The following is a 10,720-nucleotide window of genomic DNA, read 5'->3' on the forward strand; positions in this document are numbered from 1 at the left end:
CCCCCCCCCCCCCCCCCCCCCCCCCCCCCCCCCCCCCCCCCCCCCCCCCCCCCCCCCCCCCCCCCCCCCCCCCCCCCCCCCCCCCCCCCACGCCGCTGGGCGCGGTGGGGATCAGCGGCGCGGTCGAGCGGATCGTCGCCGACGGGGTGCCGCGACCCACGCTGGTGGCCTCGGTCCGGGACGCGGCGCGCGCCATCTCGCGCGACCTGGGCGCGACGTTTCCCTACTGAGGCGCCACTCGGCCGCCCGCTTCGGACCGGTGCGGTCGACCGGCGCGGTGACCGGCGCACTTGACCGCCACCCGACCGACGATGAAAACTGTCGTTCGTCGTTCGACAATGCCGACCACGTAGATTCGGACCGGGACCGTTGCAGTACTGGTCCCCCCGCACCACAGCCGGCCCAGTGGAAAGAAGACGTGTGATGAGCACCGCCACGGATCCGACCGTTCCCGCTCGTGCCCACAGCCGCGCCGAACTCTCGCGCGGCACCCACGACCTGCTCGTCATCGGCGGCGGCATCCTGGGCACGGCGGTCGCCTGGACCGCGGCCCAGACCGGCCTGCGGGTGGCCATGGTCGACGCCGGCGACTTCGCCGGCGCCACCTCGTCCGCGTCCTCCAAGCTCGTCCACGGCGGCCTGCGCTACCTGCAGACCGGCAACCTCAAGCTGGTCGCGGAGAACCACCGTGAGCGCCGCACGCTGGCCCGCGACGTGGCCCCGCACCTGGTTCGCCCGCTGTCCTTCCTGGTCCCGGTCTACAAGGACGGCCCGCACGGCGCGGCCAAGCTCGGCGCCGGCGTGTTCCTGTACTCGGCCCTGTCCGCGTTCGGTGACGGCATGGGCAAGGTGATCGGCCCGGACAACGCGCTCGAACTCGTGCCGGCGCTGCGCTCGGAGGGCCTGCGCCGCGCGGCCGTGTACGGCGACCACCAGATGAACGACAGCCGGGTCGCGGTGACCACCGTCCGGGCCGCGGTCGAGGCCGGCGCGGTCGTGCTCAACCACGCCGAGGTGGTCGGCCTGCGCAAGGACGCCGGCGGCCGGGTCATCGGCGCCGAACTGCGCGACCGGCTGGACGGCGCCGAATTCGGGGTGAACGCGCGCGTAGTGCTGAACGCGACCGGCCCGTGGGTGGACCACCTGCGCCGGATGGAGGACCCGACGGCCGAGCCGAGCATCCGGTTGTCCAAGGGCGTGCACCTGGTGCTGCGCCAACAGCAGCCGTGGCGCGCGGCGTTGACCATCCCGATCGACAAGTACCGGGTGTCCTTCGCGATTCCGTGGGAGGAGCACCTGCTGCTCGGCACCACCGACGAGGCGTACGAGGGCGACCCCGGCAAGGTCTCCCCGACCGAGGCCGACATCGCGCAGATCCTGGACGAGGCGGGCAGCGCGGTCGACCCGGCGCAGTTGCGCCGCGAGGACATCACCTACGCCTTCGCCGGTCTGCGGGTGCTGCCCGGCGGCGCCGGTGCCACCAGCGAGGCCAAGCGGGAGACCGTGGTCACCGAGGGACGCGGGGGCATGTTGTCGGTGGCCGGCGGCAAGTGGACCACCTACCGGCACATCGGCCGCACCGTGCTGGACAAGCTGGCCAAGGCCGGCGTGGTGGCCCTGGAACAGGACATGGCGACCCCGCTGCGCCGGGTGGCGCTGCCCGGCTCGGCCAACCCCGAGGCGGTGGCGCACCGGCTGCTCGGCGAGGCCACGGCCGAGGACGGCGTGGACCCGGTGGTGGCCCGCCACCTGGCGTCGCACTACGGCAACCTCGCGTACGACCTCGCCGCCCTGGTCCGCGCCGACCGCGAACTGGGCGAGCGCATCCACCCGGACGGCCCGGACATCTGGGCCCAGGTCGCCTACGCCCGCGACCACGAGTGGGCGATGACCGTGGACGACGTGCTGCGCCGGCGCACCACGGTGACCATCCGCGGTCTGGACAACGCCGAGGTGCGCTCGCGGGTCGAGGACCTGCTGGCGGCCAAGCCGCACTGACCCGCGGGGCGCGTGGCCGCCCCGGGAGCCGACGGCGCGAGCGGGCGGTCCGGGGCGGTTCGGGGCGGTCGGCCCGGGGCGCGGTCCGGCCGTCGGCGCCGGGGGCGTGCGCGTACATGCCGTGCACGAACGGCCCGCCGCCGCTCCCGGGGCGCGGTTCGGCCGTCGGCGCGTGGTCTGTACGTTCGGAACTCGTCCGGCGATTTTCGTTATCCGCGCCGACCCGGGGGCTCTCCCGAGTGGCGGATGGACGGGATCGGGCCCGTCACGCCGGTCGAGGAAAGTGGACGTACGTGGACAACGAGCACAACACCGCCCTGGTCGTCGCGGCCCAGGGCGGTGATCTGTGTGCCCGCGATCGACTGGTGGCCGGGTGGCTGCCGTTGGTGTACAACATCGTCGGCCGAGCGCTGGACGGGCACGCGGACGTCGACGACGTCGTGCAGGAGACCATGCTCCGCGCGGTGTCCGGCCTCGGCGGCCTGCGCGATCCCGAGCGCTTCCGGTCCTGGCTGGTGGCCATCGCGATCAACCAGGTGCGCCGTCGATACGCGCGTCGTACGACGACGACCGCGCTCGACGAGATCGCCGAGTACCCGGATCCCGCGGGCGACTTCGCCGACCTGACCATCCTGCGCCTGGGCCTGTCCGGGCAGCGCCGGGACGTCGCCGAGGCGACCCGCTGGCTGGACCCGGACACCCGCGAACTGCTCGCCCTGTGGTGGTTGGAGGCGGCCGGCACGCTGACCCGGGCCGAACTCGCCGCCGCCCTCGACCTGCCCGCGACGCATGTGGCGGTCCGGGTCCAGCGGATGAAGGAGCAGTTGGAGGCGGCCCGCGTGGTGGTCCGCGCGCTCGCCGCCGACCCGCGCTGCGCGGAGGTGGCCGCGCTGATCACGCCCTGGGAGGGGCGACCGACACCGCTGTGGCGCAAGCGCATCTCCCGCCACGCACGCGCGTGCGGTACGTGCGGCGCGCATCGCCACGGCCTGGCCCCGGTGGAGGGCCTGCTCGCCGGGTTGGCGCTGCTGCCGCCGACGGCGGTATTGCTGCGGCTTCTCGCCCAGGCGCCATGGGCGGCGGCCGGTACGGCGGGGCCGGGTGCGGTCGCCTTCACACAGCCGCTCACTGACCCGGCCTCGCTCGGTGGCCCGGGTCCGACCGCCGACCCGGCCGCCGGATCCGCCCAGGTCGGGCCGGCCCCTCCCGGCCACGCCGCACCGCGTCCGGCTCGCCGACCCCGCCGAGTCGCGTCCGGCGTCGCCGCCGCGATCGGCCTCGTCGTACTGGCCGTGGTCCTGCTCGTCGACCGTCCCCAGCACGCCGGACCGCGACAAGGCGCGCCCGATCCCGCCCCCGGCCCGCCCGCCGTCGACGCGGCCCGGCTCCCGAGCACGCCACCGTCGCCCGACCCGCCGGCGACCACCGGGCCGGCCGGCACGCCACCGGCCTCGACGGGACCGCCGGCCACCCGGACGACCGCCGCCATCGACACCCGGGCCCGGCTCGAACGCGCCGTCGTGGACCTGGTCAACGCCGCCCGGGCCGAACACGGTTGCGCCCCGGTCCGCGTCGAGGAGCGACTGCGCACCGTCGCCCGCAAACACTCAGACGACATGCTCGCCCGGCGCTTCTACGACCACGTCAACCCGGACGGGGTGCGGGCCGACGGCCGGATCACCGCCGCCGGCTACCGCTGGCGATCCTGGGGCGAGAATCTCGACCGGGGCCGCCAGGACGCCTCGCACGTGGTCGCACAGTGGCTGGGCAGCCCGTTCCATCGGGACAACATCCTCGATTGCGGCTTCACCGACATCGGTGTCGGCGTCACGGTGGGTCCGGGCGGCACCACGTGGTGGACCCAGGTCTTCGCCACACCGGCGTGACCCGTGCGCCCGCCCATGGCCTGCCTGCCGGGCTGCCTGGTGGCGGCACAACCCCGGCCACTACCGCAACCGGACCGACCCCGGCCACACCGAGGCGGGCATCGCTATCCACCGCGACGAGAGCGGCTGGTGGGCGTCCACGAACTCGCCAACGGCTGACGCCGACTCGGCGTGGCGCGACGGGTGCGCCGAGCGGGGCCGACCCACCCCGCTCCGCGGTCCGTGCCGACAGTCGGACCGGCTCGATATCACCACAAACAGTTCTAAACTATGACCATGGCCTCGCGCCGTCCGACCCGAGGCCATGCAGCTCGGGGACGACATCCCAGTCCGGGAGGACGCCATGCGCAAGGTCGTCGATTGCCGGGACTTTCCCAGTGAGTCCGGATGCACCCTCACCATCGCCGGGACCGAGGACGAGGTCGTCCTGGCCGCCGCCCAGCACGCCCAGACCGTGCACGGGCATACCGACTCACCCGAGCTGCGCGAGGAGATTCGCAAGGAGCTGAAGGACGAGGAACCCGGACGCTAGTGCCGCGCCGATCGGGGAGGTTCGGAGCGAGCCGCCACGCCTCCCGGCGCCCACCCGATGACGTTCCGCCGACCTTTCGACGATGCGGGTCCATCGAGGGCCGCACTGTTCGGAACGCGATGCCACTTCCGCGTGCTTCGGCTTGTGGCGTGATCGGCGTGTCGGGCAGCATCGCGCTCGTCCGCAGTCACAGGGGTACGGGAGTGCCTCCGCGCGCCGAGTGCTTTCCCACTTCCTGCGCCGGGCACGGCAGCGACGAGAAAACGGGTGGGACGTGGGTCGGCGTGGGGACGACGAAGCGGCAGCCGATGGTGGGCGCCGGCAGCGACGGGACGGAACCGCCGGTGGTGTGGCGATCCCCTTGATCGCCGTGGTGATCGTGTGCTTTCTGATCACGTCGTGGGCCTGGCTGTTCACGGGCGACGACAAGCACGGCGCGCGGTCGACGGCACCGGACCCCACCTCGGTGGCGGATGGCACTCCCGTCGGGGGCGGGGTGGTCGCGCAGTCGGACAGCCCCGCGCCGACGGGCGCCACGCCGAGGGCCGGCGGCACGGTGAGCGGCACCGCGTCCGGATCGCCCGCGCCTTCCGCGTCGTCGTCCGCACCCGCGCCGGGACAGCCCGGCGCGTCATCCGGGGCGACGCAGCCCCCGGGCGTCCCCGCGCCGCCGCCCGCGACCGCGCCCGGCGCGACACCCGTGGGCACGCCGCCGGCGAGCGAGGCGCAGCCCGGCGAGATCGCGGTGCTGGTCGACCGCTTCGCCACCAGCGGATACATCGACGTGGTCAACCCGACCGACCGCCCGCTCAAGTCATGGAAGCTGACCGTCACCGTTTCGGGTTCACGGTTCACGGTCTTCCGCGCGGACGGGAACGGCGGCCTCACCGCGCGGTACGGCACCACGGTGGCGACCGCCACGTCGACGCGGCCCCTCCAGCCGCACGAGGAACTCACGCTCTACTTCGAGCTCAAGGACCCGGTCACCAACGCCACGTGCGACTTCTCCGGCGTGAGCTGCCGGTTCTGATCCGCCCGTCGGCCGGCCACTACTCCCGGGCCGGGCGGGGCCTCGGCGTGGAGGCGTCGAGGCATCGAGCCGTCGGGTTGTCGGGTTGTCCGGCCGTCGAGCCTCAGGCTCGCGTCGTGCCGGGTCGGTCAGCGCGTGGGCAGGTGCCGGGCGAAGAACGAGCGCACGTGCCGGCGCACGGTGGGCACCGAGACGGTCGGCTCGATCGCGCCGATCGGCGAGATCCGGTCGGCGGCGGGCATCAGCCCCCAGGCTTGCGGCCGGGGTGCGATCACCGCGTGGTCGGTGAACACCTGGTGCGCGGCGTGCGTGATCCGGCGCCGCGGTACGGGTCGGCGGGAGTCGGCGAGCAGCGCGCACCACGAGCGGTCCAGGTGCCGCTGGTCGGTGAAGCCGTCGGTGCCGGCCAGGAGCAGTGGTCGGTCGGTGCCGTCGCGAGCGATCGGGTACAGCTCGCCATCCCGGCCGGGCGCCGGCGACGGGTGATCCGGATAGCCCTCCGGGTCGAGCGCGAGATGTTCGGCACGCGGTGGATCCAGGAGTTCCGGTCCCGCCCGCTCGACGACGCGCAACTGGCCGCCGCACTGGGCGAGTCAGGGCTCGTGGTGGACGCGCATCTGGATGACGCCCGCACCTGGGTCCGAGCCTTGCCGGTCGACTGAGAGGGCGTGGTGCGTGTCGGCGTGTAGGCGCGGTGGGGTGATGGTGCGGTGGCCGCCCGGCCGGGTGCGGTCGGGCGGCCACCGGTCAGCGCAGGACGGTCGGTGAGGCCGCCTTCGCGGCGAGCAGGCGTGGGGCGCCCGTTCCGTCGGCGGGCACCGCGTAGACGTTCTTGTCCCGCCCGTACATCACGGTGTGGTCGTCCAGCCAGGCCGCCTGGTCGTCGACGTTCGCGCGCTCGGCCAACGGGGTCTCGCGCATCGTGGCCAGGTCGAGCACGTGCAGTCGCCACGTGGTGCTGCCGGAGCGCTTCTTGAACGCGATCCGGGTGCCGTCCGGGGACAACGACGGGCATTCCAGGTTCTCCCGTACCGTGTGCGCCTCCCAGTTCGCGTAGTCGCCCTCGACCAGGTAGGTGCGTCCCTTGGTGGAGACCGTCGCGTAGAAGCGGTTGTCGTCGGCGGCGAAGGTGACGCCCCAGTAGTTGACGTCGGCGGATCGGTAGCGTTTGCCGTCGATGGTCAGCGGGATGGCCTCGATGTTGATCAGCGTGTAGTCGGTGCGGGTGTCCACGATGCCGGTCCAGGTGGAGAATCCGGTCTTGTTGTAGGACTCGCCGGTGACGAAGACGGTCCAGGACACCATGCGTCCGCTCGCCGATACCCGGGCGCGACTGGGCGTGCCCGCGAGTTCGATCCGGCGTCGCACATTCATCGAGCGGTCCACGATCAGCGCGTCGGTGCCGGGCAGTGGGCCGCCTCGGGTCTGCAGGCAGACCCCGGTGCCCGCGCCGACGGCGAAGCGTTCGCAGCGCAGCCCGCTGTCGATCCGGGACGGGCCGGTGCTGCCGGCCGCATCGATTCCGGTCGCGGCCACGGTGCGCCGGCCGCCGCCGCGGTCGGTGTCCACGAAGACCAACTGCCCGCCCGCGGTCAGGTCCAGCGGCCGGCGTTCGACCGTCGCGTCCTCCTCGCGTCCGGCCGCGAAGGTCGAGTACCCGACCCCCACTCCGACCAGTACCAACAGGCCGAGCAGCAACGCCAGGGCGCGCCTCATCCGGTCACCTCCGGGAGCGGGGACCGCGACGGCAACAACCGCCGGGCCAGGACGAGGCAGCCGGCCATCCCGACTCCCATGGCGAGCAGCGCGGGGCGCGAACCCCACAACGTCCAGGCCGCGCCGAAGAGCACCGAGGACACCATCCGGGCGCCGGCCTGACCGGTCTGGAGCAGGGCCAGGCCGCTGGTGCGCAGGTGCACCGGGAGCAGCGGTCCGGTGGCGGCCATGAGCACGCCGTCGGTGGCGGCGTAGAACAGGCCCTGGAGGAAGAGCACGCTCAGCAGCACGGTCCACAACAGCGGTGTGCCCGGGGTGCGGTCCCCGGTGGGCGCGGCGGCCACCGCGTAGGCCGCGAGCAGTGCGAGGTGCCCGCCGAGGAAGACACGGAAAGGGCCGACCCGGTCGGCGAGCCGACCGAGCGGCACGGCGAGCAGCAGGTAGGCCCCGGCGGTGCCCAGCGGCAACAGCGGGAAGTATCGGAGCGGGATGTCGAAGCCCTGTTGCAGGACCAGATAGACGAACGTGTCGCCGACGGTGAGCAGCCCCAGCACGGTGGCGGCGACGCAGGCGCGCCGGAACGGACCCAGTCGCAGCAGCGCGAACGCGGCCCGCAACGACGACTCGCGCCGGGGGCCGGCCGGTTCGCGGTGGTCGCGCACGTACAGCGCCATCAGCAGCACCGCGAACACGGCCACACAGAAGCTCACCACGAACACGGCGTCGTACGCGTCGTGGGTGGCCCACAACACGGCGAACGCGGCGAGCGGGCCGAGAAAGGCGCCGATCGTGTCCATCGCGCGGTGCACGCCGAACGCCCGACCCAGGTCGGGTGCCGGGGTGCTGAGGGTGATCAGCGCGTCCCGCGGCGCGGTACGCAGCCCCTTGCCGGTGCGGTCCGCCGCGAGCACCAGGCCGAGCCCGGTGACCGACGAACCGGCCAGTGGCAGGCCGAGTTTGCACACGGCGGACAGTCCGTACCCGCTGCCCGCGACCAGCTTGCGCCGGCGGGTGCGGTCGGCCACCTGGCCGCCGAGCAGACGGACGAACGCGGTGACGCCGAAGTAGGTGCCGTCCAGGAGGCCGTATTGCAACGGGCTCAGACCCAGGGTGAGGACGAAGTAGGTGGGCAGCACGGCGGTGACCATCTCCGAGGAGACGTCGGTGACCAGGCTGACGGCGCCGAGCGCGAGCACGTTGGCGGGGACGTTGCGCGCGAACCTGCGCGGCGTCCGGGCCGAGGCGATCCCACCGGCCTGGTCCGCGCGCCGGGTGGCGGCGATGTACACGGGCGTTCCTCCCTCGATCCGTCCGGGGACGGTGGACTCGGGTCGGGTCGGAGCGGGGCGGGGTGAGACGGAGCGGGATGCAGCGCGATGGGCAGGGTCGGGACGGGGGAGGGTCGGAGGGGAACGGGCCCGGTGCGGGCCGACCGGGAAGGAGGTCGCCGGGCGGCCCGCACGATCGGTGGACTCGATCGGTGGACTCAGTGGCAGCCGACCGGCCCGAAGGAGTCGAGCTGCTTGCCGTCGTAGCGCACGAGCTGTCCGGAGTAGGTGCCGGCGGAGAGGGTCAGCTTGAGCACGGCCGGCGAACCGGTCACCCGCTTCTCACTGTTGGGCTGCGGACTCTCGAAGTCGTACGGGTCCGCGCCGCCGGTGCCCACGAGCAACTCGCGGATGCCGGCGGGATCCGCCTTGGCCTTGGGGTTCTGCGGCGCGTAGCGCTCGTAGAGGTGGTCGTGCCCGTTGAGGATCAAATCGGTGTGCGCGTCGTAGAGCACCTGCCACGCGGTCTGACTGACCTTGTCGGCCTGCGGTCCCGAGCTGTACAGGGGCTTGTGCCAGTAAGCGGCCACACAGCCTTGCGAGTTGTTCGCCAGGTCCGCCTTCAGCCATTGGATCTGCGCCGAGTTCGCCGACATCGACTGCTCGGAGTCGAGCGCGATGAAGTGCCAGCCGCCCCGGTCCCAGCTGTACCAGGTGGTCCCGTTCGGAGTCGCCCGGTCGCCGAAGTAGGCCTTGTAGCCGGACTCGGGAGGACTGTCGTCGTACTCGTGATTGCCGGGCGAGGGACGGGTCTTGGCCTTGAACCGGCCCCACGTGGTGTCGTAGTACTTGCGGAAGTCGGCGAGGCTGCCCGTGTCGTACTGGTTGTCCCCGAGCGTGATCACCTCGTCCGGGTTGATCGCCTCGACCCGCTTCGCGGTCTGCTCCGCCCCGCAGTCCTGCGACGACGTGCAGCCCGGGTCGGAGATGTCGCCGGCGGCGACGACGGTGAACGAGGAGCCGCCGGCCTGCGGGGTGCCGACCACCGAGGCACTGGGCGCGGACAGGTTGCCGGCCGCGTCGCGGGCGCGGACGGTGTAGGTGTAGCCGACTCCGGTGGTCAGGCCGGTGTCCGCGTAGGAGGTGCCGGCGCTGGTGCCGACCGTGACGCCGTCGCGCAGCACGTCGTAGCCGGTGACCCCGACGTTGTCGGTGGAGGCGGTCCAGCCCAGCGAGACGCCGGTGGACGTGGTGCCGGTCACCCGCAACGCGGTCGGCGTGCTCGGTGCGGTGGTGTCCGGGCCGCCTGCGCCGAAGACCTCGAACTCCCAGAGGGAATAGCCGTATTCGGTGGCACGCGTGGTCGCGTACACGCGCACGTGGCGACCGTGCGTGGACAGCGCGCCGAGATCGTTGGTGCCGCCGTCGCCGGTGGACGTGTTGTAGACCTTGGTCCAGGACGCGCCGTCGGGCGAGACCTCGATCCGGTAGGCCTTGGCGTAGGCGGCCTCCCAGGTCAGCCGTACCCGGGAGATCGAGACGTCGGAGCCGAGGTCGACGCTGAGCCATTGGGCGCCGGCGCCCTCCTGGCTCGCCCACCGGGTGGTGGTCTTGCCGTCCACGGCCTTGGCCGCGCCGTAGGTGGAACTCTCGGTGGACGAGGCGGTGGCGGGTTTGCCGCGGGAAAGCAACACCTCGGCGGCGGAGGCGGTTTCCCCGAAGGTCAGCACCGTTGCCAACATCGCGACGACGGCGATCACCGCGGGCAGTCGAGGTATTCGGGACAGGGCGCGCCGGCCGAACCGGGCCGGGAATCTTCCGCGTTGCGGGCGCGTGGGCAGGGACAGGTGCACGTCGTCCTCCAGCGTTGAGGAGCCGATCGTCGTGCCTGAGCCGGGCGGGATGGTGCGCTCGATCGGGCCGGAGAAGTGCGCTCGCGGGACCTGGCGACACCGCGAAAAAGCAGCCCGCGATGCCCCAACAGGAGCCTCCGGCCCGACTGTTGGCCCCGACGATCCCAAGCAGCCGCGCACCCCGTCAAGACTTGTTAGGAAACTTTACTAACAAGACCCGCCCAGTCCACGCCCCCGCCCGAACCCGTCCACAGGAAGCCTCCCGACACCCCTGGCGGCCCCGCGCCGGGCACCTCGACGCCCCGGAGGCATCGCATGGGTGTCGACCCGGGGTCGGCTGTGGCCGTAGGTCAGGACGAGGTGGGGTGGTCGAACAAGACCCGCGCAGCCCACGCCCCTGACCGAACCCGGCGACAAGAAGCCACCCACCCCTGCGC

8 protein-coding genes and 1 pseudogene are annotated in these 10,720 nt (G+C 73.0%); 5 read left to right on the forward strand and 4 right to left on the reverse strand.

From position 1 onward, the window contains the following. Positions 1-92: 92 nt before the first annotated feature. The 5 genes and pseudogenes from ACZ4FV_RS32145 to ACZ4FV_RS32165 form a co-directional block, all read left to right on the forward strand. Positions 93-230, forward strand: a pseudogene (locus ACZ4FV_RS32145) (IclR family transcriptional regulator); the annotation flags it as partial. Between the two features lie 193 nt (positions 231-423). Further along, positions 424-1,998 carry a glycerol-3-phosphate dehydrogenase/oxidase gene (locus tag ACZ4FV_RS32150; RefSeq protein ID WP_395867257.1) on the forward strand — a complete coding sequence of 525 codons (1,575 nt, stop codon included), beginning with the start codon at positions 424-426 and terminating at the stop codon, positions 1,996-1,998. Between the two features lie 293 nt (positions 1,999-2,291). Further along, positions 2,292-3,884: a sigma-70 family RNA polymerase sigma factor gene (locus ACZ4FV_RS32155; protein ID WP_402236737.1), complete on the forward strand. Its 1,593-nt coding sequence runs from the start codon at positions 2,292-2,294 to the stop codon at positions 3,882-3,884. A 343-nt stretch (positions 3,885-4,227) separates the two neighbouring features. Then, positions 4,228-4,416 (forward strand): DUF1059 domain-containing protein, encoded by a 189-nt coding sequence (locus tag ACZ4FV_RS32160; RefSeq protein WP_395867261.1) that lies wholly within the window; start codon positions 4,228-4,230, stop codon positions 4,414-4,416. A gap of 349 nt (positions 4,417-4,765) precedes the next feature. After that, positions 4,766-5,446: a hypothetical protein gene (locus ACZ4FV_RS32165; RefSeq protein ID WP_465323898.1), complete on the forward strand. Its 681-nt coding sequence runs from the start codon at positions 4,766-4,768 to the stop codon at positions 5,444-5,446. A 128-nt stretch (positions 5,447-5,574) separates the two neighbouring features. Here ACZ4FV_RS32165 and ACZ4FV_RS32170 read toward each other — a convergent pair whose 3' ends face one another. The 4 genes from ACZ4FV_RS32170 to ACZ4FV_RS32185 form a co-directional block, all read right to left on the reverse strand. Then, positions 5,575-6,018: a hypothetical protein gene (locus ACZ4FV_RS32170; RefSeq protein ID WP_395867265.1), complete on the reverse strand. Its 444-nt coding sequence runs from the start codon at positions 6,016-6,018 to the stop codon at positions 5,575-5,577. Positions 6,019-6,193: 175 nt separating this feature from the next. Further along, entirely contained in the window at positions 6,194-7,162 is a 969-nt protein-coding gene (locus ACZ4FV_RS32175) for a TolB-like translocation protein (RefSeq protein ID WP_395867267.1), read from the reverse strand. Then, positions 7,159-8,451, reverse strand: coding sequence for an MFS transporter (locus tag ACZ4FV_RS32180; RefSeq protein WP_395867269.1), 1,293 nt, complete (start codon positions 8,449-8,451; stop codon positions 7,159-7,161). The genes ACZ4FV_RS32175 and ACZ4FV_RS32180 overlap by 4 nt, the downstream gene beginning before the upstream one ends. Positions 8,452-8,648: 197 nt before the next feature. After that, positions 8,649-10,283 carry a discoidin domain-containing protein gene (locus ACZ4FV_RS32185; protein WP_465323899.1) on the reverse strand — a complete coding sequence of 545 codons (1,635 nt, stop codon included), beginning with the start codon at positions 10,281-10,283 and terminating at the stop codon, positions 8,649-8,651. Positions 10,284-10,720 lie beyond the last annotated feature (437 nt).

The organism is Embleya sp. NPDC025285, from assembly GCF_055558835.1.

What these genes read in the sequence shown, in the direction of transcription:
- ACZ4FV_RS32150 (WP_395867257.1), top strand. Translation starts at nt 424, where the DNA reads ATGAGCACCGCCACGGATCCGACCGTTCCCGCTCGTGCCCACAGCCGC.
- ACZ4FV_RS32160 (WP_395867261.1), top strand. Translation starts at nt 4,228, where the DNA reads ATGCGCAAGGTCGTCGATTGCCGGGACTTTCCCAGTGAGTCCGGATGC.
- ACZ4FV_RS32175 (WP_395867267.1), bottom strand. Translation starts at nt 7,162, where the DNA reads ATGAGGCGCGCCCTGGCGTTGCTGCTCGGCCTGTTGGTACTGGTCGGA.